Annotated in this window: 24 protein-coding genes and 2 pseudogenes; 24 read left to right on the top strand and 2 right to left on the bottom strand. The window is 44.9% G+C overall.

The window, feature by feature from the left end; genetic code table 11:
* The first annotated feature begins 1 nt into the window (after nucleotide 1).
* The 12 genes from D5281_RS00955 to D5281_RS01005 all read left to right on the top strand — a co-directional run bounded on the left by D5281_RS00955 (nucleotide 2) and on the right by D5281_RS01005 (nucleotide 8,038).
* Nucleotides 2-745 (top strand): ABC transporter ATP-binding protein, encoded by a 744-nt coding sequence (locus D5281_RS00955; RefSeq protein ID WP_160558268.1) that lies wholly within the window; start codon nucleotides 2-4, stop codon nucleotides 743-745.
* Nucleotides 742-1,485 (top strand): ABC transporter permease, encoded by a 744-nt coding sequence (locus D5281_RS00960; RefSeq protein WP_160558269.1) that lies wholly within the window; start codon nucleotides 742-744, stop codon nucleotides 1,483-1,485. Before D5281_RS00955 ends, D5281_RS00960 begins: the two co-directional genes overlap by 4 nt.
* 88 nt (nucleotides 1,486-1,573) lie before the next feature.
* Nucleotides 1,574-2,410, top strand: coding sequence for an AraC family transcriptional regulator (locus D5281_RS00965; RefSeq protein WP_160558270.1), 837 nt, complete (start codon nucleotides 1,574-1,576; stop codon nucleotides 2,408-2,410).
* A gap of 30 nt (nucleotides 2,411-2,440) precedes the next feature.
* Nucleotides 2,441-3,166: a DNA alkylation repair protein gene (locus tag D5281_RS00970; RefSeq protein WP_160558271.1), complete on the top strand. Its 726-nt coding sequence runs from the start codon at nucleotides 2,441-2,443 to the stop codon at nucleotides 3,164-3,166.
* On the top strand, nucleotides 3,163-3,357 hold the full coding sequence (locus D5281_RS00975) for a TetR/AcrR family transcriptional regulator (RefSeq protein WP_160558272.1): 195 nt from the start codon (nucleotides 3,163-3,165) through the stop codon (nucleotides 3,355-3,357). The genes D5281_RS00970 and D5281_RS00975 overlap by 4 nt, the downstream gene beginning before the upstream one ends.
* 33 nt (nucleotides 3,358-3,390) lie before the next feature.
* Nucleotides 3,391-3,873 carry a hypothetical protein gene (locus D5281_RS00980; RefSeq protein ID WP_160558273.1) on the top strand — a complete coding sequence of 161 codons (483 nt, stop codon included), beginning with the start codon at nucleotides 3,391-3,393 and terminating at the stop codon, nucleotides 3,871-3,873.
* Between the two features lies 1 nt (nucleotide 3,874).
* Nucleotides 3,875-4,276: an SRPBCC family protein gene (locus D5281_RS00985; RefSeq protein WP_160558274.1), complete on the top strand. Its 402-nt coding sequence runs from the start codon at nucleotides 3,875-3,877 to the stop codon at nucleotides 4,274-4,276.
* Between the two features lie 76 nt (nucleotides 4,277-4,352).
* Entirely contained in the window at nucleotides 4,353-4,931 is a 579-nt protein-coding gene (locus tag D5281_RS00990) for a TetR/AcrR family transcriptional regulator (protein WP_160558275.1), read from the top strand.
* Nucleotides 4,932-5,008: 77 nt separating this feature from the next.
* Complete coding sequence (gene ilvB / locus D5281_RS00995) at nucleotides 5,009-6,742, top strand: biosynthetic-type acetolactate synthase large subunit (protein ID WP_160558276.1); 1,734 nt, start codon at nucleotides 5,009-5,011, stop codon at nucleotides 6,740-6,742.
* Nucleotides 6,739-7,239: an acetolactate synthase small subunit gene (gene ilvN / locus D5281_RS01000; protein WP_160558277.1), complete on the top strand. Its 501-nt coding sequence runs from the start codon at nucleotides 6,739-6,741 to the stop codon at nucleotides 7,237-7,239. The genes ilvB and ilvN overlap by 4 nt, the downstream gene beginning before the upstream one ends.
* A 92-nt stretch (nucleotides 7,240-7,331) precedes the next feature.
* Entirely contained in the window at nucleotides 7,332-7,457 is a 126-nt protein-coding gene (locus D5281_RS25325) for a hypothetical protein (protein ID WP_275563880.1), read from the top strand.
* A 41-nt stretch (nucleotides 7,458-7,498) separates the two neighbouring features.
* Complete coding sequence (locus D5281_RS01005) at nucleotides 7,499-8,038, top strand: TetR/AcrR family transcriptional regulator (protein WP_330584735.1); 540 nt, start codon at nucleotides 7,499-7,501, stop codon at nucleotides 8,036-8,038.
* 191 nt (nucleotides 8,039-8,229) lie between these two features.
* Here D5281_RS01005 and D5281_RS27130 read toward each other — a convergent pair whose 3' ends face one another.
* Complete coding sequence (locus D5281_RS27130; protein ID WP_408637256.1) at nucleotides 8,230-8,484, bottom strand: IS3 family transposase; 255 nt, start codon at nucleotides 8,482-8,484, stop codon at nucleotides 8,230-8,232.
* A 152-nt stretch (nucleotides 8,485-8,636) separates the two neighbouring features.
* Entirely contained in the window at nucleotides 8,637-8,924 is a 288-nt protein-coding gene (locus tag D5281_RS01015) for a transposase (protein ID WP_160558279.1), read from the bottom strand.
* A 229-nt stretch (nucleotides 8,925-9,153) separates the two neighbouring features.
* On the opposite strand from D5281_RS01015, the pseudogene D5281_RS26840 reads away from it, so the two are divergent.
* The 12 genes and pseudogenes from D5281_RS26840 to D5281_RS01065 form a co-directional block, all read left to right on the top strand.
* Nucleotides 9,154-9,435 (top strand): annotated as a pseudogene (locus tag D5281_RS26840) (Arm DNA-binding domain-containing protein); the annotation flags it as partial.
* A gap of 602 nt (nucleotides 9,436-10,037) precedes the next feature.
* Nucleotides 10,038-10,190: pseudogene (locus tag D5281_RS26845) on the top strand (site-specific integrase); the annotation flags it as partial.
* Nucleotides 10,191-10,208: 18 nt separating this feature from the next.
* Nucleotides 10,209-10,400: a hypothetical protein gene (locus D5281_RS25345; protein WP_277935100.1), complete on the top strand. Its 192-nt coding sequence runs from the start codon at nucleotides 10,209-10,211 to the stop codon at nucleotides 10,398-10,400.
* A 258-nt stretch (nucleotides 10,401-10,658) separates the two neighbouring features.
* Nucleotides 10,659-12,680, top strand: coding sequence for an excinuclease ABC subunit UvrB (gene uvrB, locus D5281_RS01025; protein ID WP_330584738.1), 2,022 nt, complete (start codon nucleotides 10,659-10,661; stop codon nucleotides 12,678-12,680).
* A 109-nt stretch (nucleotides 12,681-12,789) separates the two neighbouring features.
* Entirely contained in the window at nucleotides 12,790-15,648 is a 2,859-nt protein-coding gene (uvrA, locus tag D5281_RS01030) for an excinuclease ABC subunit UvrA (RefSeq protein WP_160558470.1), read from the top strand.
* A 259-nt stretch (nucleotides 15,649-15,907) separates the two neighbouring features.
* Complete coding sequence (gene mreB / locus D5281_RS01035; RefSeq protein ID WP_160558280.1) at nucleotides 15,908-16,900, top strand: rod shape-determining protein; 993 nt, start codon at nucleotides 15,908-15,910, stop codon at nucleotides 16,898-16,900.
* A gap of 100 nt (nucleotides 16,901-17,000) precedes the next feature.
* A complete protein-coding gene (flgF, locus tag D5281_RS01040) occupies nucleotides 17,001-17,777 on the top strand; it encodes a flagellar basal-body rod protein FlgF (protein ID WP_160558281.1) in 777 nt (258 codons plus the stop codon).
* Nucleotides 17,778-17,788: 11 nt separating this feature from the next.
* Nucleotides 17,789-18,607, top strand: coding sequence for a flagellar hook-basal body protein (locus tag D5281_RS01045; protein WP_160558282.1), 819 nt, complete (start codon nucleotides 17,789-17,791; stop codon nucleotides 18,605-18,607).
* A gap of 64 nt (nucleotides 18,608-18,671) precedes the next feature.
* Entirely contained in the window at nucleotides 18,672-19,037 is a 366-nt protein-coding gene (locus tag D5281_RS01050; protein WP_160558283.1) for a rod-binding protein, read from the top strand.
* Between the two features lie 168 nt (nucleotides 19,038-19,205).
* Nucleotides 19,206-21,443, top strand: a complete 2,238-nt coding sequence (gene recD2, locus D5281_RS01055; protein ID WP_160558284.1) for an SF1B family DNA helicase RecD2 — start codon at nucleotides 19,206-19,208, stop codon at nucleotides 21,441-21,443.
* Nucleotides 21,443-22,153 carry a ComF family protein gene (locus D5281_RS01060; protein WP_160558285.1) on the top strand — a complete coding sequence of 237 codons (711 nt, stop codon included), beginning with the start codon at nucleotides 21,443-21,445 and terminating at the stop codon, nucleotides 22,151-22,153. Before recD2 ends, D5281_RS01060 begins: the two co-directional genes overlap by 1 nt.
* A gap of 118 nt (nucleotides 22,154-22,271) precedes the next feature.
* Nucleotides 22,272-22,679 (top strand): flagellar protein, encoded by a 408-nt coding sequence (locus D5281_RS01065; protein ID WP_160558286.1) that lies wholly within the window; start codon nucleotides 22,272-22,274, stop codon nucleotides 22,677-22,679.
* Nucleotides 22,680-22,722: the final 43 nt, after the last annotated feature.

The following is a 22,722-nucleotide window of genomic DNA, read 5'->3' on the forward strand; positions in this document are numbered from 1 at the left end:
GATGAGCGAAACCATAAAAAAGACAGAAGAGGCCGTCAAAACAACGGGGCTTACCAAAAGTTATCAGGGAAGAACCGTGCTGAAAGATCTGAATCTATCGGTTAAGGCCGGCACAGTCTTTGGCCTGCTGGGGGCAAACGGCGCCGGAAAAAGTACCACTATCGAATGCATCCTGGGAACGAAACAGGCGGATGGCGGAACCGCCCTGGTATTGGGGCGGGATGCAAAAAAGGACCGGCGCACCGTATTTCAGAAAGTGGGCGTCCAGTTTCAGGAAGGGGATTACCAGTCGGAAATCAGGGTATCCGAGCTTTGCGGGGAAACCGCCTGCCTGTATGAGAGGCCGGCAGACTGGCGGAAGCTGTGTGAACGTTTCGGAATCGGGGATAAGATAAACCATGCCGTGAAAAGTCTTTCCGGCGGGGAGCGCCAGCGGCTGTTTATTGTCCTGGCGTTGATACCGAACCCGGAGCTTGTGTTCCTGGACGAGCTGACTACCGGGCTGGACGCGAGGGCACGCCGGACGGTGTGGAAGATTCTTGAGGATTTGAAGGGCGAAGGGCTGACCATCTTCCTCACTTCCCATTTCATGGATGAGGTGGAAGCCCTCTGCGACCAGATCTGTATCCTGAGAAAAGGGGAGGCTGTGTTTTACGGCACCGTGGAGCAGGCAAAGGCCCAGAGTGGCTGTGAACGTCTGGAGGATGCCTATTTGAAATTTGCGGACGAGGGGGTTGTGGCATGAGAACATTTTTCAGTCTTTTAAAAACAGAACTGAAACTAAATATCCGGAATATGAACATGGTGATTTTTGCCGTCATTATGCCGGTTGTGGTACTGGTCATCCTTGGTTTTATTTACCAGACAAAGCCCGCTTTTCCGGGGGCGGAGTATACGTTCCTGGAGCAGTCCATGAGCGCGGTCTGTACCATCTCCATCTGCGCCGGGGGCCTGATGGGGCTGCCTCTGGTGGTAGCAGGGTACCGGGAACGGAAAATCCTCAAACGGTTCCGGGTGACGCCCATCAGCCCGGTTATGCTGCTGGGGGTGGAATTTACCATCTATGTGCTGTATGCTGCGGTTTCCATGGCTTTGGTTTTTCCGATGGCGGCTGTATTCTGGGGTGTAAGGCTTCCCGGCAGCCCGGCGGCATTCCTTGGAGGCTGGCTCCTTACCCTGGTTTCCACCTTAAGCATCGGGATGCTGGTGGGCGGCATTGCGAAAAATGAAAAAATGGCCAGTGTGATCGCCTGCCTTCTGTACTTTCCCATGCTGATTTTTTCCGGGGCCACGCTGCCCTTTGAGGTAATGCCGGGGATGATGCAGAAAATCGTGGCCCTTTTCCCGTTGACACAGGGGATACAGCTTATGAAGGCGGCTTCCCTGGGAATACATATGGAATCTGTCTGGACACCGGCAGCGGTTATGGGGATTGTTACTATTCTGTGCGCAGGCGCAGCGGTAAAATTTTTTAAATGGGAGTGAGTTCTTTCGGGCTATCAATTCATATCGTTCAAATGCGAGGTTTTTTGTGAGATAATAGGCTATACTTAAAACAGCAGGGGGGAACACGATGGACTGGATAAAACGGTTGAACCAGGCGATTGATTTTATAGAAGAGAACCTGGACGGGGAACTGGATTATGAGGAGGTAGCCGGGGTTGCGGGCTGCCCTTCCTACTATTTCCAACAGATGTTTTTATATATGACAGACATGACACTGCGGGAATACATACGGCGGCGCAGGCTGTCTTTGTCCGCCGTGGAACTGCAAAAAGGAAATGGAAAAGTAACGGATATTGCCATGAAGTATGGTTATGAATCTCCCACCGCGTTTACCAGGGCTTTTAAGAATTTTCATGGAATCACGCCCTCCACTGTAAAAACGGAACCGGTATCCTTTCAGGCATATCCGCCCATTTCTTTTTCCATGGCAATCCACGGAGGGGCGCCGCTGCAGTTCAGGATAGAGGAAAAAGAAGCGTTCCGGATACTGGGAAGGTCCTGTCCCCTGTCGAAAGAACTGACAGAGAATTTTGAAAGGATACCAGCGGTATGGGATGCCGCACTGGCAGACGGAACACTTGCCAGATTACTCTCCATGGCAGAGGGAAAGCCGGAGGGACTTCTCGGTGTCAGTATCCATCATACGGAAGACTGGAAATATCTGATTGCTGTCCGTTCCGATCAGAAGCCGGGGGAATACGAAGAATATCAGATTCCGGCATGCAAATGGGCGGTTTTTGAAGGGAAGGGAACGAACCGTACCCTTCAGGAACTGGAAAAGCGTGTCATTACCCAGTGGCTTCCTACGTCCGGCTACACCTACGCAGAGATACCGGATATTGAGGTGTATCTCCATGCAGACCCGGAAGACGCAGTCTATGAATACTGGCTTCCTGTACGATAAGAAGAGCATGGAACCGGAAGGAGGATACCGATGGATGGTCAGGAGATGATGAAAGAGCTTAGGGCACAGGCTTCTGAGAAATACAGGGAAAATATGATTCGGATGGGGATACCGGCCGAAAACAGTATTGGTGTGGCAACGTCCGTAGTAAGGGGCCTTGCAAAGAAAGCCGGGAAATCGCAGGAGCTGGCATTTGAACTGTGGAATACAAAATACCACGAGGCAAGGATGCTGGCGGTCTTGTTGATGAATCCGAAGGCGACAACGGATGCTGAGGCGGAAAGGCTGCTCCTTGATGTGGTTTCCTGGGATTTATGCGACCACCTGTGTAAAAATTTATTTTTGAAGATGAAGAGCAGGGATATTTTTATTACAAAGTGGATACGGGAACCGCAGTTATATAAAAAAAGGGCGGCGTTTGTGCTGATTGCAGCCTCCGTGATACATGACAAAAAGCTGACGGATGAAACGGTGGACGGCTATCTGGAGCTGGTTACGCAGTATGCGGATGATGGACGGGAGCACGTGAAAAAGGCGGTTTCTACTGCTTTGAGGGAAATCGGAAAAAAGAACTTTCATTATAATGAAAAGGCGCTTTTGCTGGCGCACGAGTGGATGGAAGGAGAAAGCAAGGTATTGAGGTGGATTGGAAAGGATACGGCGAAGGAACTGGAAACCATGGTAAAGGCAGAAGGACGGGGACGTCTGATTTCCGCAAATACCAGGATGGGAAAGGAATCAGGAGGTTCGGGATGAACGGGAAGTTTTTTGCGCTACCGCAGGAAAGGCAGGAGCAGATCATAAATGCGGCATATGGTGTGTTTTCCAGGAACAGCTATAAAAATGCGTCCATGTCCAGGCTTGCGGATGCCGGCGGCGTATCCAAATCCCTGCTGTTTCATTATTTCTTAAGTCAAAGCCCCCGTAGCAAGCTACAAGGGCTTTGACCCTCGCGGCAGTCGCCAAATGGACATGCCAGCATGTCCGCCTGGCTCGTTGCCCGCGGGAATAAAAAGGAACTGTATCTGTACCTTTGGGAACATGCATGCAGGCTTTACCGTGAAAAAGTAAGGAAGGGAGATACGCAGACCACGGATTTGTTTGAGATCCTCTGCCAGAGGGTTCTGGCAGGCTGTGTCTTTATGAGGGAAGCCCCGACCATATACCTGTTTATCTTGAGGGCATTTTTTGAGGAAAACCCGGAAATCAGGGAAGAACTTCAGAATCATTATAAGACAGCCTATCTTCACGGGACAGAAGATATACGGGGGCCGGCAGATATGGACCTGTTCCGGCCGGGGATTGATACGCGGCTGCTGTTAGAAGAGATTAACGGTTATCTTCTCAGCTGTTACTGGAAGATGTTTTCAACCGGGGAGTTGAATCCGGATTCTCTGGAAAAGGACTTCCTGAAAAGAGTTGGACAGTGGAAAAGGGTATACCTGAAAGAAAGGAATCATTAAGATGGCAGTTTCAAATATAAGAGCAGACTTTCACGCAGAACTGCAAAAGGTTTGGGAGATTGTGACTTCTCTGGAGGATACGGCGTGGCGCAGCGATCTGAGCAAGGTTGAGATTATAGATGATAAGCAGTTCGTGGAATATACAACATCCGGCTGCCAGACCACCTTCACCGTTACAGTGAGGGAAGAATGCCGGCGCTGGGAATTTGATATGGAGAATGATAATATGCATGGGCATTGGACAGGGATTTTCTCCAGCGAAGGCGGCGTAACAATGGTTGATTTCACGGAGAATGTTACAGCAAAAAAATGGTTTATGAAACCGTTTATCGGGGTATATCTGAAAAGGCAGCAGGGTTTATATATAACGGATTTAAGGAAAGCTTTGGAGCATACCTCATAAGATTATCTTTTCTATTGACATTTTACAAAAAGGAGAATAGAATGATAGCAAGCACTTGCTTATAAGAGGTGGGGGAATGGACGAAACAAGCCAAAAAATCATTGATGCAACCATGTCTCTGATTCGTGATAAGGGGTATGTTGCCACAACGACAAAAGATATCGCGCGTTTAGCCGGCGTAAACGAGTGTACACTGTTCCGTAAATTTCAAAATAAAAAAGATATTGTACTCCATGGGGTATCTCAGGAAAAATGGAGAGCGCATGTTACGCCGGAGCTTTTTCAAAATGTGCAATGGGAGTTAGAGCCGGATTTAGAGATGTTTATGAACGCATATATGGATAAAATCACTCCGGATTTTGTAAATCTGTCCATTGGCTTAAGAGCGCCGCAGCTTTATGAAGAAACTGCCTCTATGATCATGAAAGTACCGCAGGCATTTATTTCTTCCCTGACAGAATACTTCAGGAAAATGAAGGAGCTGGGGAAAATTCCCCATTATGATTTTGAAAGTCTGGCGATGACTGTTTTTTCTTCCACGTTTGGTTATACCTTTTTAAATGCGTCTTTTGGCCAGAACCTTACGGATGTGGGCAGAGAAGAATTTATCAAAAACAGTGTGAAGATATTTGTAAATGGGATTGTACAGAAGTAAAAATGGTACTGTATATTCAGTGCCATTTTATCATACCTAAAAGCAAGCAAGTACACGCATACAAGGAGGCAATGATAATGGTTACAGGTGCGGAATTATTTGTGAAAGCTCTCAGGGCGGAGCAGGTAGATACCCTGTTTGCCTACCCGGGCGGACAGGCAATTGACCTGTTTAATGCCCTTTACGGTGAGCAGGATATTGATGTTATTTTGCCGCGGCATGAGCAGGGATTAGTCCATGCGGCAGACGGATACGCGCGCTCCACGGGAAAAGTCGGGGTCTGCCTGGTTACAAGCGGACCGGGAGCTACCAATTTAGTGACAGGGATAGCGACAGCGAATTATGACAGCGTTCCGCTGTTATGCTTCACCGGGCAGGTGCCTACCGGGCTGATTGGCAATGACGCCTTTCAGGAGGTTGATATTGTGGGTATCACAAGAAGTATCTGCAAATACGCCGTAACGGTCCGCAAACGTGAGGAACTGGCGGCGGTCATCAAGAAAGCCTTTCTCATTGCCCGGACAGGGAAACCGGGCGTTGTTGTGGTCGATTTACCGAAGGATATACAGAGGGAGTATGGCAGTGACGACTACCCGGAAGAAATCGAAATCAGGGGATATAAGCCGAAACGTTCCGTCCATGCAGGACAGTTAAAGAAAGCTTTGGAGATATTGAACCATGCGAAGAAGCCTGTCTTTTTGGTTGGCGGCGGTGTGGGCATCAGCCATGCATATTCAGAAATGCGGAAGCTTGCAGAAATGACAGGGGTTCCTGTGATTACTACTATAATGGGAAAAGGGGCAATTCCCACAACCCATGACTTGTACATCGGGAACCTGGGAATCCATGGGAGCTACGCGGCGAATACAGCAATTAGTCATTGTGATGTCCTCTTTTCTATCGGGACAAGGTTTAATGACCGCATAACAGGAAAAACCGGACACTTTGCCACCCATGCGGCAATCATCCATATAGACATAGACCCCGCTTCGATTTCCAGAAATATAGAGGTGGATGTTCCCATTGTTGCGGACGCAAAAACGGCTCTCTTGGCCTTGCTTGAAAAAGTGCGGAAATTAGATACGCAGGAATGGCTGGAGCAGATCAGGCAGTGGAAAAGCCAATATCCCCTTTCCATGAAAACAGAAGGGCTGACCCCGGAAAAAGTGATAAGGGCAATCAACCATACGTTTGACAACGCGATCATTGCCACAGATGTGGGGCAGAACCAGTTATGGGCGACACAATTCCTGGAATTAAGCGAAAAGAAACAGATGCTGACTTCCGGGGGCTTGGGAACCATGGGCTATGGCTTTCCGGCTGCTATTGGAGCCAAAATCGGGAATCCGTCAAAGGATGTTATCGTTATTTCCGGGGACGGCGGCATGCAGATGAACATTCAGGAAATGGCGACCGCAATCTGCTATGAACTTCCAATCACCATCTGCATACTTAACAACGGTTATTTGGGAAATGTACGGCAATGGCAGGAAATGTTTTTTGACAGGCGTTATTCCAGCACCTGTATGCGGTACAGGAAAAGCTGCCCCGGCAGCTGCAATACCCCGACAGAATGCTGCCCGGAATATACGCCGGATTTTCTTAAATTGGCGGAAAGCTACGGGGCAAACGGTATCCGCGTAACAAAAGAAAATGAGATAGCCGCTGCCCTTGAAACTGCAAAACACACGCTAAAAGTACCTACTGTCATTGAATTTATCATTGAGCCGGAGGAAAATGTTATGCCGATTGTTCCGCCCGGCAATGCTTTGGACAACATGATACTGGAAAGCGGGGATAAGGGAATATGAAAAAGAGATGGATTTGTTTATTTGTTGAAAATGATGTAGGGGTTCTTGCCAGAATATCGGGACTGTTTTCCGGGAAGTCCTATAACCTGTCCAGCCTGACCGTGGGGACAACCGAGGACAGAACGGTTTCCCGTATGACAATCAGCTTAACCAGTGACGACAGGACATTTGAACAGGTAAAAAAGCAGCTGGGCCGCTGTGTTGAGGTAATTAAGGTAGTTGATTACACGGATATTGCTATCCATATGAAAGAGCTGATGTTTGTAAGAATCAATAACTGCTCGGCCCGGGATATTGACGAGATATTCAAGATTTCGCAAGTGTTTCAGGTATCGGTTATTGATTATTCCCCGGAGACAGCGCTGATTGAGAGTGTGCATACAGAAAACCGTAATAATGATCTGATTGCATTACTGGAGAAATGCTATGCAAATCGAATTGAAATTGTTCGGGGAGGTAGTGTCGCTATTGAAACGTTAAGCATAGCGGATCGATAAAGAGGAATGAGGTCTTCTCAAAATTGGTCAATGGGGTGATAATAAAAAGTATAACATAAAATGGATAAGGGAATTACGAAAGGAGCTTACCAATGCTTTACATTAAACATTATTCCAAGACCTGTCCCGGTGGGAAGAAAGCCGTGGATGATTTGTCCCTGCATGTCCGCTCTGGCGACAAATACTGGGAGGACCATAATGAACGGGAAATTTTTTGAACTGCCATTGGAAAAGCAGGAACAGATTATAAGCAGCATATGTGGTATTTGCCCATAACAATTACAAAAATGCGTCCACATCCAAGATCGCGGATGCCGGTGACATATCAAAGTCCCTGTTGTTCCATTATTTCAAGAATAAAAAAGAGCTGTATTTATACCTCTGGGAGAATATCGACAGGATATCAAATGAGATAGAGCTGAAGTATTACAAGGAAACGTCAGATTTCTTTGAGGCTATGACCCAGAAGGTTCTGGCAAGGTGTGAGTTTATGAGAACGGCCCCCGATGAATATTTATTTTCATTACAGGCCCTTTTTGCGGAAACCCCGGAAATCAGGGAGGCAACTGGGAAGTCATATAAAGAAGTATATGAAGATGCAGCGGGCAAGCTGCTGGAGTCCGTGGATCTTTCCGCGTTTCGCCCGGGTGTTGAAGTGGGAATGCTGCTGGAGGAGATTGACAGCTATCTGTTTCACAGTCTCTGGCAGATGCTATCCACCGGGAAACTGGACCCGGACAGCCTGGAAAGGGATTTTTTGAAACGAGTCGGCCAATGGAGAATTGCTTATTTGAAGTAGGCTGCATTGTGGGGAGAAGAACAATGGATATCATTTTATTTGTGGGCATAATCATCTATCTTATTATAACAGCATATACAGGGTATGCGGCGATAGAAAAATTAAAAGGGAATGAGCTGTCAGAAGAAAAACGGATACAAAGATACCGGTTTTCCTTTCTGTGGAATGTGGTTTCCGGGGGTGTTGTTATGTTACTTATTGTTATGGGACCGGCTACCCTGGAGGAAACAGGCTTCCGTCCGATCCGCTTTTTGCAGGGAAGCCATAGATATCTGTTTCCTGTAACATGCCCGGATCCCGATCTCTTTCATGTACTTTCCCACGGTCCTCTCACTTACCCTGTCACCTTTCTGCCGCATCTTTGCTGCTATTTTGGGGGCTCCATAGATTTTATGTGATTCCTCATAGATTGTCCCGATCTCTGCCATCCGCTGCTCCCTTTTCATCTGGCCGGCAGATGGTGTATGCTTCCTGAAAGCGTTATAGCCGCTCCTCGAAACGCCTAAAATCCGCAGCACCCCGCTGACATTCAGGCGGCGTTTCCCTTCTTCCTTTAATCGTTTTTCTTCGCTCTCGGCTGCCTGGAAGATGGCCTGTGTCAGTTTCCCAGAATGCTGATGGCTTTTTTTAGTATTTCAAGCACATCCTTCGTGTCCCTGAGTTCTTTTCTCAGCCGGGCATTTTCCTTCGCCCCATCGCTTGCGTAGTTCCCGGATCCCCGTGTGGGTACTTCCCCTGCATTCTCAGCTGCCGTCTTTACCCAGCTGCGGATGGCATTGCGGCTCATTCCGAGGTTTTCCGCGCATTTATTCCATCCAAGCTCCTTATAGGCAAGGTAATACTGTACCGCATTTTCCTTAAACTGTTTATCGTACTGTTTACTCATGGAAAATTTCCTCCTGTATCCATTTCTATTATACAGTTATTTCTGAATCTGCCATGTTTAACTTGTACTATTTATATTCTAACATCAGACTTGAGTATTATTGCGAAGTTATGGATGAGAATGAGCAGATCATTACGTTTATGAACAATACGTTTGTTCCGGAAGGGAGTGCTTCAACATGTTAGATCTGAGTTTGAAAAATTATGTGGATTGGAGAGTGTCACAGGTAATGCCTGTGCGCTCCGGCTTCGGCTACAGGGTATTCCTGAGATATCCGGACGGAAGCGAAAAACCACAGCAGAAGTCCGGATTCAAAACAGAGAAAGAAGCAAATAAGGCAAGAGAGAAGACAATCGCAGAATTATATAATGGTACGTTTGTTGTATATACAAAGGTCAATGTGTCTGATTTTATGATATTCTGGCTTGAAACGGACCTTAAAAAGCGTACTGACAGTTACGAAACCTACTATGGTTATTGCGGAATAGTAAAGAATCACATCATTCCCATTCTGGGTAAGAAAAAAATGATGGATGTTACCCGTGGAGATGTTCAAAAATTGTTTAATACCAAGGCAGACTATTCGAGGTCGATAGCAGAGCTGGTAAAAACAATCATGAATGTCTCTTTTCGTTATGCGGTAGCGAACAAAGTGATCCAGGCAAGTCCGGTGGATGGAATAGGACTTCCCAAAGCAGAAAAGCCGCAGCAGAAATCAGGATTTAGAACCAGGAATATTGATACACAGAAAACGCTGACTATGGAGCAGATTCAGGTTTTGCTGGAAAAGAGCAAAGATACCCCGATCCATATGCAGGTGCTGTTTAATGTTCTGATGGGGCTTCGGAGATCCGAGATAAATGGTGTGAAATATTCGGATGTGGATTATATCAACCGCACCTTAAAAGTAGAACGCCAGTTAGGGAGGGTACATAACACAGTAAAAGAAGACTTTGCTCCAAAGACTTTCACGAAACAGGAGGTAGGATTAAAAACAAAATCCAGTTACAGAGAAATTCCGATTCCTGATTATGTCTTTGAGGCGATCTTAAAGGAACGGCAGGTGTATGAGAAAAACAGAAACCGCAGAAAGAATTTCAGGATCTGGACTATATCTGTTGTTCCACCTTTGGCAGGGCAAGGAGCAAAGGATTTCATTGCAGGTATTATAAACAGCTTCTTGCTGAAAGTGGCCTGCCGAACATCCGCTGGCATGATCTGCGCAGCACATATTGTACGCTTCTGCTGAAAGAGGCGTTTAATCCGAAGGCGGTATCAAAGCTCATGGGGCATGCAAAGGAACTCATAACGATAGATGTTTATGGCGATAATAAAGGCATCATAGCAGATGGCGTGCCGGAAATTGAAACATATATGAAAGAAGTTTTGCCAAACATGGAAGAGATGGAAAGCTTTAAAAAAGAACTGCTGGAGATTGTGATGGACGTAACGGAATTTCTTCCGGAGGCAGGATAAAAAGAACAAAAGTTCGATTTTCCATCTATACAAATTTCGTGATCTGTGGTAAGATAAAAAAGTTCTTTGAGTGCTGTTTTGTCCGTATGGAATTACTGAGGTACGCCAGGTTGCAAAAACAGCAAATTGTGAACGGAATTCGTCGTGGGCCTGTTTTGCCCCGATTCAAGTAAACACCACGATGAAAATAAAATGCTCCACGACGAATTTGTGGCGTATAGGCGTCTTTTTTTACTACGAAATCAGAGGTGAGTATTTGTGCAAAATGAACAAAAAATCTTCAAACTTCACTCAGAATACCAGCCCACAGGCGACCAGCCGCAGGCCATAGAAGCCCTTGTAAAAGGGTTCCAGGAAGGCAACCAATTCCAGACTTTACTGGGGGTTACGGGTTCCGGGAAGACCTTTACCATGGCGAATGTGATCGCACAGCTTAACAAGCCGACTTTGGTGATAGCGCACAATAAGACATTAGCGGCACAGCTCTATGGTGAGTTCAAAGAGTATTTTCCGAATAACGCGGTAGAATATTTTGTCTCCTACTATGATTATTATCAACCGGAGGCCTATGTACCGTCCTCTGATACCTACATTGCCAAGGATTCCTCTATTAATGAAGAAATAGAAAAATTGCGCTTGTCTGCCACTGCATCCTTGTCAGAGCGGAAGGATGTTATTGTAGTGGCCAGCGTATCCTGCATATATGGATTGGGCAGTCCGGATGATTATCAAGAGATGATCGTCTCACTCCGTCCTGGGATGAATAAGGACAGGGACCAGGTAATTCAGGAATTGATAGATATACAATATGACAGGAATGATATGAATTTAGAAAGGGCATGCTTTAGAGTCAGGGGAGATGTGGTAGAGGTGTACCCTGCCCAGGGCGGAGACCATCTGATCCGCATAGAATTTTTTGGAGATGAAATTGACAGAATTGCGGAAACGGATCCAGTAACAGGACAGGTGCATGTTGTGCTGGAGCATGTGGCCATTTTCCCGGCTTCCCATTATGTGGTGCCGCAGGAGAAGATTTTTGAGGCGTGCAAAAATATTGAAGTGGAGTTAGAAGAAAGAATCCGCTATTTTAAGGGAGAGGACAAGCTGTTAGAGGCGCAGAGGATTTCAGAGAGAACCAATTTTGATATTGAGATGCTCAGGGAGACAGGATTTTGTTCCGGAATTGAAAATTATTCCAGACATCTTGCGGGAATGGCGGCAGGCGCTATGCCGCATACTCTTATGGACTATTTTGGGGATGATTACCTGATTATTATAGATGAGTCTCATATGACGATTCCTCAGATTGGAGCAATGTACACGGGTGACCGGGCCAGGAAGACAACATTGGTTGATTATGGATTTCGGCTTCCTTCAGCGCTTGACAACCGCCCTTTATGTTTTGCGGAGTTTGAAGAACATATTGACCAGATGCTTTTTGTTTCTGCTACACCTGCCAAGTATGAACAGGAGCATGAGCTGCTTCGCACAGAGCAGATTATCCGTCCTACAGGTTTGCTGGATCCGGAGATATCGGTGCGGCCTGTAGAGGGGCAGATTGATGATCTGGTAGCAGCAATTAATATGGAAACGGAGAAACATAATAAGGTTTTGGTTACTACGCTGACAAAGCGAATGGCAGAAGATCTTACAGATTATATGAATGATGTGGGAATACGGGTGAAATATCTCCATTCAGATATAGATACACTTGAAAGGGCAGAAATTATCCGGGATATGCGGTTGGATGTTTTTGATGTGCTGGTAGGTATCAATCTTTTAAGAGAAGGACTGGATATACCTGAGATTTCTCTGGTGGCGATTTTGGATGCTGACAAGGAAGGATTTTTGCGCTCGGAAACTTCTTTGATTCAGACGGTGGGGCGGGCTGCCAGAAACTCGCAGGGACATGTAATCATGTACGCCGACAACATGACAGACTCCATGACGGCGGCCATAGAAGAAACCAACAGAAGGCGGAGGATTCAGAAAAAATATAACGAGGAGCATGGTATTACGCCTACTACCATCAGGAAAGCAGTTCGCGATTTAATCAGTATTTCCAAGGTAATTGCAAAAGAGGAGCTGCAATTTGAAAAGGATCCTGAATCCATGGATCGTAAGGAGCTGGAAAAACTGATTGCGGAGGTTGAAAAGCAGATGAAGAAGGCAGCAGCAGATTTGAATTTCGAGGTTGCCGCAGAGCTGCGTGACAAAATGGTTGAGCTTAAAATGAAGCTGAAGGAATTGGAGGATGATGAAATAAAAAATAGAAAATAACGCTTTATTAAATATTCGATTGCTATAAATACATTGAAATAGCGAAAACAAATGGAAAGGCATGGTTGATGCAATGAAGCTATCAGATAAACATATAGAAGTTCCAAGAATGCGTCCCAGGGAATTTATTAAAATAAGGGGAGCAAATGAGCATAATTTAAAAGAGCTGGATGTGGATATTCCCCGAAATGAGCTAGTGGTGCTTACCGGTCTTTCAGGCTCAGGAAAATCATCACTGGCCTTCGATACAATTTATGCGGAAGGGCAAAGAAGGTATATGGAATCTTTGTCTTCCTATGCGAGGCAATTCCTGGGGCAAATGGAAAAGCCGAATGTGGAGAAAATAGAAGGACTTTCTCCGGCCATTTCCATAGACCAGAAGTCCACCAACAGAAATCCACGTTCCACAGTGGGAACGGTGACAGAAATTTACGACCATTTTAGGCTGCTGTATGCCAGAATCGGTATTCCCCACTGCCCTGAATGCGGTAAAGAGATTAAGCGGCAAAGTGTAGATCAGATGGTAGACCAGATCATGGAGCTTCCCCAGGGGACAAGGGTACAATTGCTTGCGCCTGTTGTCAGAGGAAGAAAAGGAGAACATGCCAAGGTATTTGACCGTGCCAAGAGAAGCGGATATGTGAGGGTGCGGGTGGATGGAAACTTATATGAGCTTACGGAAGAATTTAAGCTGGATAAGAACATTAAGCATAACATTGAAATCGTGGTTGATAGGCTTGTCATTAAGCCGGGTATTGAGAGAAGGCTTACGGATTCCATTGAAAATGTGCTTGGATTAGCAGAGGGTTTGCTTATGGTGGATGTTATTGATGGAGAAACCATCAATTTTAGCCAAAGCTTTGCCTGTCCAGATTGTGGTGTCAGCATCAGTGAAATCGAACCCAGAAGTTTTTCTTTTAATAACCCTTTTGGGGCATGCCCTGTATGTTTTGGACTGGGCTATAAAATGGAATTTGATCCGGAGCTGATGCTTCCTGACAGAACCTTAAGTATCAGTGAAGGAGCTATTCAGGTAATGGGATGGCAGTCAAGCAGCGAACCTGGCAGCTTTACCAATGCACTGCTGCAGGCTCTTGCAAAAGAGTATAAATTTAGTTTGGATACGCCTATAGGGGATTTGCCGGAGGATATCTTCCATATGCTGATTCATGGAACACAGGGCAGAGAAGTGAAGGTTCATTACAAGGGTCAGAGAGGAGAAGGAGTTTATCCGGTTGCATTCGAGGGATTGATTCGGAACATGGAGCGCAAATATAGAGAAACAGGTTCCGATATCATCAAACAGGAATACGAAACTTTTATGCGGATTACGCTCTGCAAGGAATGCGGTGGCATGAGATTAAAAAAGGAGTCTCTGGCTGTAACGGTCTGCAATAAAAATATTTTTGAAATTACATCCATGTCGATTCGCGATCTTTTCCATTTCCTAAAAAACATAGAGCTCTCCAGGCAGCAACAGTTAATTGGAAAGCAGGTGCTTAAGGAAATTAATGCAAGAGTTGGATTTTTGATAGATGTGGGATTGGAGTATTTGTCGCTGGCAAGAGCTACGGCCAGTCTCTCAGGAGGAGAGGCGCAGCGTATCCGTCTTGCCACACAGATTGGTTCCGGGCTGGTAGGAGTATGTTATATTTTAGACGAACCTAGTATAGGACTTCATCAGAAAGATAATGATAAGCTTTTAAATACACTTAAAAATCTTCGCGACCTGGGCAATACGCTTATTGTGGTGGAGCATGACGAGGATACAATGCTGGAAGCTGATTATGTGGTGGACATTGGTCCTGGTGCAGGTTCCCATGGTGGTGCTGTGGTGGCCCAAGGTACAGCACAGGAAATTATGAAGGTGGAAGAATCTGTTACAGGGCAGTATCTAAGCGGCAGAAAGCAGGTTCCGGTGCCGGAAAAGCGGCGTAAGCCCAAAGGATGGCTAAGCGTAACGGGTGCAAGGGAAAACAACCTAAAAAATATTTCCGTAAAAATTCCACTTGGGATTCTCACCTGCGTAACCGGTGTTTCCGGTTCGGGGAAAAGCTCTCTGGTCAATGAAATCTTGTATAAACGTCTTGCCAGAGATTTAAACCGGGCAAGAACCATACCGGGAAAACACAAAAATATTTCCGGTATCAATAAGTTGGACAAGGTGATTGATATTGACCAGTCGCCTATTGGAAGGACGCCCCGCTCTAATCCGGCCACCTATACGGGAGTTTTTGACATGATTAGAGACCTGTTTGCGGGAACGCCGGATGCGAAAGCAAGAGGTTATAAGAAGGGGAGATTTAGCTTCAATGTAAAGGGTGGACGCTGTGAAGCCTGCGGCGGAGATGGTATTCTCAAGATCGAAATGCATTTTTTGCCTGATGTCTATGTTCCCTGTGAGGTTTGCGGCGGTAAGCGTTATAATAGAGAAACCCTGGAGGTAAAATATAAAGGCAAAAACATTTACGATGTACTGGATATGACGGTGGAGGAGGCTGTCCCTTTCTTTGAGAACCTGCCTTCCATCCGCCGGAAAATAGAGACGCTTAATGATGTAGGACTTTCCTATGTAAAGTTGGGACAGCCTTCTACCACCTTATCAGGCGGAGAAGCTCAGAGGATTAAGCTTGCCACAGAGCTCAGCAAGCGCAGTACAGGAAACACAATCTATATTCTGGATGAGCCTACAACCGGTCTGCATTTTGCAGATGTGCACAAGCTGGTTGAAATTCTGCACAGGCTTGCAGATGGCGGTAATACGGTGGTGGTGATAGAGCATAATCTGGATGTGATTAAGACTGCGGACTATATTATTGACATGGGACCGGACGGTGGAGACAGAGGAGGAGAGGTAGTTGCCTGTGGAACGCCGGAGGAGGTAGCGGCTCATCCCAGCTCTTATACGGGACAGTATGTGAAAAAAATGTTGAAAAAGTATAAAGAAAACGCAGATAAGTACCGATAAATAAATTGAAGCATGGATGCAGTTGAGGAAACGGATGGAACCGTTTTACTTGTTGCATCCATTTTTATAAAATTTTTGTGAAACCCCTTTGAAAAAATATTACTATGGGTTATAATAATTTCTATATGCGTCTCGTTATAGATATTATAATTTTGAAATAGTGAGTATAGTCTGTGCTGCTGATAGAGTCAGGATGTATGTGCTGCTGGCAGGATAGATTTGGAAATATGACGATTGAGCTAAGAAAGGGGCACAAACAATGCAATACACAGATATCGGGATCGATTTGGGAACTGCCAGCATATTGGTTTACATTAGAGGGAGAGGCGTTGTGCTGAAAGAACCCTCAGTAGTAGCTTTTGATAGAGATACGAACAGGATTAAGGCTATTGGAGAGGATGCACGGCTGATGCTTGGAAGAACACCAGGAAATATCGTGGCGGTTCGCCCTTTGCGTCAGGGTGTTATTTCTGATTATAAGGTAACAGAGCAAATGATGAAATATTTCATTCAGAAGGCTCTTGGTAAAAAAACTTTCAGAAAACCAAGGATTGCGGTGTGTGTGCCCAGCGGCGTTACAGAGGTAGAGAAGAAAGCGGTTGAAGACGCTACGCTTCAGGCGGGAGCTAGAGAAGTTTCTATTATTGAAGAACCCATTGCGGCAGCAATAGGCGCTGGGATTGATATTTCTAAGCCCTGCGGAAATATGATTGTGGATATTGGCGGAGGTACTTCCGATATTGCAGTTATCTCATTGGGAGGGACAGTGGTAAGCGCATCCATTAAGATTGCGGGTGATGATTTCGATGAAGCATTGGTGAGATTCATGCGTAAGAAACATAATCTGCTGATTGGCGAGCGGACAGCGGAGGACATTAAGATCAAGATTGGTTCTGCGTTTAAGCGTGCAGAGGTGGATTATATGGATGTAAGAGGACGCAACTTGGTTACAGGACTTCCTAAAACCGTGAAGGTTTCCTCTGAGGAAACAGAGGAGGCGCTTAAGGAAACAACAGCGCAGATAATAGAAACGATTCATAGTGTGCTTGAAAAAACACCGCCGGAACTGGCGGCTGATATTGCGGATAGAGGAATTGTGCTTACAGGCGGCGGCAGTTTGCTGCGTGGTTTCGAAGATTTGATTTCGGAAAGAACAGGAATTAATACAATGACAGCCGAGGATCCTATGACGGCAGTTGCCATTGGGACAGGCAAATATGTAGAATTCCTTGCCGGTTACAGAGAAGATTAGGTTTATAGATGATTCAATTCATAAGTTTATGCCAGCAATAAATGCTTATATGTTCTGATACATGTAATTTGCGGATTGCTGGCAAGAATGGGGGATTTTTATGGTAAAAGGACTATACATTGCCTATACAGGTATGGTAAATGAACAGCATAGGATGGATGTTCTTACGAACAATCTGGCCAATGCGGATACGACAGGTTTTAAGAAAGAGGGGGCTTCCAGTCAATCCTTTGATTCTATTTTAACGTATAAGATCAAGGACGTGACGGAAGGCGGCCGCACTACGAAAAGGCTGGGAATGAATCACCCGGGCGTTAAGATTGGCGAGGGCTATACAGATTTTTCCCAAGGCCCCTTGAAAAATACGGAAAATACCTTTGATCTGGCTTTGAGTGATGCAGGTTTTTTTGCAGTTGAGTTTACCAGCAAAGCCGGTGAAACTTCTGTGAAATATACAAGAGACGGCGACTTTACTTTGACTGAGGATGGACATCTGGTTACAAGGGATGGAGATGCAGTACTTGATGAGAATGGTTCTCCTATTGTTATAGATCCCCTTCAGAAGGCAGAAATTAACACAAGCGGCGAGATTGTTCAGGACGGCAGGGTAGTAGCGACCATTCAGGTTACCGATTTTGAAGATTATAACTATTTAGAGCGATATGGGGAAAATTATTTTCAACCTATAGAGGGGGCCGAAGAAAAGGAATCCACAGCAGAGGTTTATTCAGGCTATCTGGAATCCTCCAATATATCAGTGGTGACAGAAATGGTTAATATGATTACGGTTTCCCGTGCATATGAAAGTAACCAAAAAGTGATAACCACTTATGATAGTACATTAGACATTGCAGCAAATCAGCTTGGTAAGATTTAAGGAGGCAGTTTATGGTTAGGAGTTTATGGACCGCAGCGACAGGAATGAATGCGCAACAGACAAATGTTGATACGATAGCAAACAATCTGGCAAATGTTAATACGGTAGGGTATAAGTCCCAGGTGGCGCAGTTTAAATCTTTGCTTTATCAGACACTACAGACAGCCACCACTACGGCAAATGGGGACCCAAAACCTACAAGCTCACAGGTAGGATTGGGCGTGAGAAATTCATCTATCAATTCTATTTTTACCCAAGGAAGCTTTTTATCATCCAATGGGGACGCATCATTTGCTATTGAGGGAGAGGGATTTTTTGCAATTCAAGGCAGTGATGGAAATACATATTATACGCGCAATGGTGATTTTACCTGGGCGACCAATGGAACAAATGGATTAATTCTTACCAATCAGGATGGCCTTCCTGTTCTAAGTACTACTGGCAGAACTATTACCTTGAATAACAATTATGTAACCAGTAGAATTACGATTACCAATGATGGAACAATTTGTTATCCGGATGCCAATAATAATCCTCAGTCATTGAATATGACCATTGGCATGTATCAGTTTAATAATCCGGGCGGTCTTGTGAGAAAAGGAAGTACTCTTTGGGAGACTTCCCCGGCCAGCGGTGAGGCTCTTAATGAGGCAACTAACAGAAATGTTGTGAGAAGTAAGATGGTGCAGGGATATTTGGAAGGTTCTAATGTGCAGGTGGCAGATGAGATGGTAAATCTGATTATAGCCCAACGAGCTTATGAGATGAACTCAAAGGCAATTACGACCACAGATGAAATGATGCAGACTGCAAATAACTTGAAGCGTTAACAGGAATGAAGCATAATCCGGATTTGTCGGATTAGGATTTTAAGGTGTTGGAAGGAGAATGGATATGGAATTGGGTGGGATTTCTTCAGCGGCATATGCAGATTATATAAAAGACCAGAGTACAACCGCCGGATCACAGCTAAAGGAGGCGATTAGTGGAACAGACTACTCCCAAGCATCGGATGATGAACTATTGGAGGCCTGTAAACAATTTGAATCCTATTTTTTGGAGCAAGTATTCAAGGAAATGCAAAAGACGGTAGATTGTTTTAAATCCGATGAGGATAGCGACCCTAATGATAACTTGGTAGATTATTTTCAGGATTCTTCCATTCAGAAATTGGCTGCCACATCAACAGAGATGCAGGGGTTAGGGCTTGCTCAGATGCTGTATGAACAGATGAAACGTAATTACAATATAGAAACATAAACGTTTCAACCTATTGCTTTAAAAATTTAACGGGCTAGTATTTTACGAAATATAAAAGAACATAAAGGCTGCTGAAATAAAACGGATTACCGTTTTATTTGGCAGCTTTTGTTGGCTTTCGTGAGCAACGAGCCAAGTTGGCGCTGCTAATTGACAGGAGGAATTTCAATGGAAACGGTCACAGGTTATGTAGATCATGTTATTTATCGAAATAAGGAGAATGGCTATGCAGTGGTAGCGTTGGTATCGGAGGGAGAAGAACTGGTATGCGTGGGTACCTTTCGAGCCGTGGAAGCAGGAGAGACATTGAAAGTAAGCGGCAGCTTTGTAGAGCATCCTCTGTATGGAAGCCAGCTCAAGGTGGAGAGCAGTGAGGTGATGGAACCAGATGATGCGGTCAGTATGGAACGTTATTTGGGATCAGGTGCAATTAAAGGCATCGGAGAAGCGATGGCTGCGAGAATTGTAAAAAAGTTTGGCCAGGAAACCTTTAGGATTATAGAGGAAGAACCGGAGAGACTTGCAGAAATTAAGGGAATTAGTCAGCGCAAAGCACAGGAAATTGCTACACAGATGATTGAAAAAAGAGATATGCGTAAAGCTTTTGTGTTTCTGCAGAAGTATGGTATTTCTAATACATTGGCAGTTAAAATTTACCATCAATATGGTATGGAGCTATATGGTATTATGGAAGAAAATCCTTATCGGCTTGCAGAAGACATTGACGGTGTGGGATTTAAAATTGCAGATGAAATTGCAGGTAGAATAGGGATTCATACGGACTCTGATTTTCGAATACGAAGTGGTATTTTGTATGTATTGCTGATGGCATCAGCGGATGGACATATTTATTTGCCGGCAGACAATCTGCTGATGCGGACCGCAGAGCTGCTGGGATTGTCACCGGAGGCTATAGAGCCTCAGTTTGCGAATCTTGCCATGGACAGGAAGCTTGTGATTAAGCTGAAAGAAGAAGAAAAAAGGGTTTATGCATCTACCTATTATTATGCGGAATTAAGCTGTGCAAGGATGCTCCACGACCTGAATGTTACAGTGGGAGATGAGGCACTTGTAACAGAAGAAAAAAAAGTAAGAGAACTTTTGCGCATCTTGGAGCAGGAGCAGAGATTAAAGCTGGATGAATTACAGCAAAAAGCTGTGCTTGAAAGTGTTAAGTCAGGTCTTATGGTTTTGTCAGGGGGACCGGGAACAGGGAAAACAACCACAATTAATACGATTATTCGTTATTTTGAGAAGGAAGGAATGGATATTCTGTTGGCGGCGCCTACAGGCAGGGCGGCTAAGCGGATGACAGAAGCAACAGGGTATGAGGCTCGTACAATCCACAGGCTTTTGGAGGTAAACGGATCCGTTGAGGAAGAAAAGCGGGGACAGTTTGAGCGCAATGAGGAAAATCCTTTGGAAGCGGATGTAATTATCATTGATGAAATGTCTATGGTCGATATTTTCCTGTTTAAGGCACTGCTATGTGCAATCAGTGTGGGTACAAGGCTGATTATGGTGGGAGATGTAGACCAGCTACCCAGTGTAGGCCCGGGTCAGGTTTTGCGTGACTTGATAAACAGTAATCGTTTTCCGGTGGTGATGCTTAAGAAGATTTTCAGACAAGCCGGAGAAAGCGATATCGTGGTAAATGCACATAAAATCAATCATGGAGAGAATATTGCTTTGGACAATAAGAGCCGGGATTTCTTTTTTTTGGAAAGAGCGGATGTGAATGTGATTTATAAGCATATGATTCAGTTGATTAGGGAGAAGCTTCCGCCCTATGTGGAAGCGGTACCCTATGATATTCAGGTGCTTACGCCCATGAGAAAAGGAAATTTAGGCGTGGAGGTTTTAAATGGGATTTTGCAGCGTTATTTGAATCCGCCTTCTTTGGAAAAAAAGGAATATGCATCAGGAGAAAGGATTTTCAGGGAGGGAGATAAGGTTATGCAGGTTAAAAATAATTATCAACTTCCGTGGGAAATTGTTAGCAAATACGGTATAACCATTGATAAGGGAACTGGTGTTTTTAATGGGGATGTAGGGGTAATAAAGGAGATCAATGAAGTGGCCGGACAGCTTACAGTGGAGTATGATGAACATAGGAGGGTGGATTATGCTTTTGCAGGGCTGGAGGAAATTGAGCTTGCCTATGCAATCACCATTCACAAATCCCAGGGAAGTGAATATCCGGCGGTTATACTGCCTCTATTGTCCGGGCCTAAAATGCTTTTTAACAGGAATCTTTTGTATACGGCAGTAACACGTGCAAGAAAATGCGTTACGATATTAGGCAGCAGCAGAACCGTACAGGAGATGATCCAAAATGAAAGGCAGAATAAGCGTTATACCAGCTTATGTGATAGAATAAAAGAAATAAACGGAACGGAGGCTTAATGGTAGTAGGAAACAGAATACTAGATTTGATCTTTCCAAAACGATGTGTGGTGTGTGATGAGATTACGGAACAGATGGGAGAATCTGTTTGCGGAAAATGCCGGAAAAAAATTATTTATATCAAAGAACCTGTCTGTATGAAGTGCGGCAAACAGTTAAAAAGGGAAGAACAGGAATATTGCAGAGATTGCGAAAAGAGGCGGCACAGCTATATACGGGGAACGGCTTTGTATGATTATGGAAGTATGGCAGATTCTATTTTTCGGTTTAAATATGCCGGGAGGATGGAATACGCATCCTTTTATGGAAGGGATTTATATGAGAAAAAGACAAAATGGCTTTCCATGGTAAGACCAGATGCGTTTTTGCCGGTTCCTGTGCATCCATCCAGAAAACGGAAACGCGGATATAATCAGGCGGAGCTGATTGCCAGGGAATTATCAGAGCATTCGGGGATTCCTGTGAATACAACTTTGATGGAAAGGGTTAGAAAAACACAACCTCTTAAGAACCAGACCCATGGGGAGCGGCAAAATAATTTGAAAAGGGCTTTTAAAATCCGGCGAAATGATGTAAAATTAAATACGATTGTTATTATAGATGACATATACACAACGGGCAGTACGGTTGATTCTATGGCGCAGGTTTTGCGCGAGGTGGGTATAACAGAAATTTATTTTATGGCATTGACAATCGGCAGGGGAATTTAGGATTGAAAAATCAGGTTTTTTTTAATTCACAGGTTTGTGCTGGAACCGCAATTTGAGGGTTATTGGAGGCATGGTGATTGGCAATTAGTGTAATAAAAGAAATACAGGAGGTATAAATATGAACGTACGTAATTGTAGAAAATGCGGTAGAATATTTAATTATGTAGGGGGACCTCCGGTTTGCCCTAGATGTAGAGAAGAACAGGAAGTTAAGTTTCAGGATGTAAAGAAATTTATACAGGAAAATCGCGGCGCTGACATTACGGAAGTGGCTGAGGCCTGTGAAGTGGAGATATCCCAGATTCGCCAGTGGATTCGAGAGGAGCGGCTGCAGTTTGCGGATGATTCGCCCATCAGGATTCCCTGTGAGAGCTGCGGCGCAATGATTCAGTCAGGGCGTTTTTGCGATAAATGTAAGGCGCAGATGACCCATGAATTTAACCATGCCATAGGCCGGGATAAACCGAAAGAACCGGCGAAAAAGCCGGATTCATCCAAAAGCCATGAAAAGATGCGTTTCCTTTAATAATATCGAAACGGCCTTTGAAGTGCACTAATACATGGCGGCA

This window comes from Parablautia muri (assembly GCF_009917485.1).
GTDB lineage: Bacteria > Bacillota > Clostridia > Lachnospirales > Lachnospiraceae > Suilimivivens > Suilimivivens muri.

What these genes read in the sequence shown, in the direction of transcription:
- D5281_RS00955 (WP_160558268.1), top strand. Translation starts at nt 2, where the DNA reads ATGAGCGAAACCATAAAAAAGACAGAAGAGGCCGTCAAAACAACGGGG.
- D5281_RS00960 (WP_160558269.1), top strand. Translation starts at nt 742, where the DNA reads ATGAGAACATTTTTCAGTCTTTTAAAAACAGAACTGAAACTAAATATC.
- D5281_RS00965 (WP_160558270.1), top strand. Translation starts at nt 1,574, where the DNA reads ATGGACTGGATAAAACGGTTGAACCAGGCGATTGATTTTATAGAAGAG.
- D5281_RS00970 (WP_160558271.1), top strand. Translation starts at nt 2,441, where the DNA reads ATGGATGGTCAGGAGATGATGAAAGAGCTTAGGGCACAGGCTTCTGAG.
- D5281_RS00975 (WP_160558272.1), top strand. Translation starts at nt 3,163, where the DNA reads ATGAACGGGAAGTTTTTTGCGCTACCGCAGGAAAGGCAGGAGCAGATC.
- D5281_RS00980 (WP_160558273.1), top strand. Translation starts at nt 3,391, where the DNA reads ATGTCCGCCTGGCTCGTTGCCCGCGGGAATAAAAAGGAACTGTATCTG.
- D5281_RS00985 (WP_160558274.1), top strand. Translation starts at nt 3,875, where the DNA reads ATGGCAGTTTCAAATATAAGAGCAGACTTTCACGCAGAACTGCAAAAG.
- D5281_RS00990 (WP_160558275.1), top strand. Translation starts at nt 4,353, where the DNA reads ATGGACGAAACAAGCCAAAAAATCATTGATGCAACCATGTCTCTGATT.
- ilvB (WP_160558276.1), top strand. Translation starts at nt 5,009, where the DNA reads ATGGTTACAGGTGCGGAATTATTTGTGAAAGCTCTCAGGGCGGAGCAG.
- ilvN (WP_160558277.1), top strand. Translation starts at nt 6,739, where the DNA reads ATGAAAAAGAGATGGATTTGTTTATTTGTTGAAAATGATGTAGGGGTT.
- D5281_RS25325 (WP_275563880.1), top strand. Translation starts at nt 7,332, where the DNA reads ATGCTTTACATTAAACATTATTCCAAGACCTGTCCCGGTGGGAAGAAA.
- D5281_RS27130 (WP_408637256.1), bottom strand. Translation starts at nt 8,484, where the DNA reads ATGAAAAGGGAGCAGCGGATGGCAGAGATCGGGACAATCTATGAGGAA.
- D5281_RS01015 (WP_160558279.1), bottom strand. Translation starts at nt 8,924, where the DNA reads ATGAGTAAACAGTACGATAAACAGTTTAAGGAAAATGCGGTACAGTAT.
- D5281_RS25345 (WP_277935100.1), top strand. Translation starts at nt 10,209, where the DNA reads ATGGGGCATGCAAAGGAACTCATAACGATAGATGTTTATGGCGATAAT.
- uvrA (WP_160558470.1), top strand. Translation starts at nt 12,790, where the DNA reads ATGCGTCCCAGGGAATTTATTAAAATAAGGGGAGCAAATGAGCATAAT.
- mreB (WP_160558280.1), top strand. Translation starts at nt 15,908, where the DNA reads ATGCAATACACAGATATCGGGATCGATTTGGGAACTGCCAGCATATTG.
- flgF (WP_160558281.1), top strand. Translation starts at nt 17,001, where the DNA reads ATGGTAAAAGGACTATACATTGCCTATACAGGTATGGTAAATGAACAG.
- D5281_RS01045 (WP_160558282.1), top strand. Translation starts at nt 17,789, where the DNA reads ATGGTTAGGAGTTTATGGACCGCAGCGACAGGAATGAATGCGCAACAG.
- D5281_RS01050 (WP_160558283.1), top strand. Translation starts at nt 18,672, where the DNA reads ATGGAATTGGGTGGGATTTCTTCAGCGGCATATGCAGATTATATAAAA.
- recD2 (WP_160558284.1), top strand. Translation starts at nt 19,206, where the DNA reads ATGGAAACGGTCACAGGTTATGTAGATCATGTTATTTATCGAAATAAG.
- D5281_RS01060 (WP_160558285.1), top strand. Translation starts at nt 21,443, where the DNA reads ATGGTAGTAGGAAACAGAATACTAGATTTGATCTTTCCAAAACGATGT.
- D5281_RS01065 (WP_160558286.1), top strand. Translation starts at nt 22,272, where the DNA reads ATGAACGTACGTAATTGTAGAAAATGCGGTAGAATATTTAATTATGTA.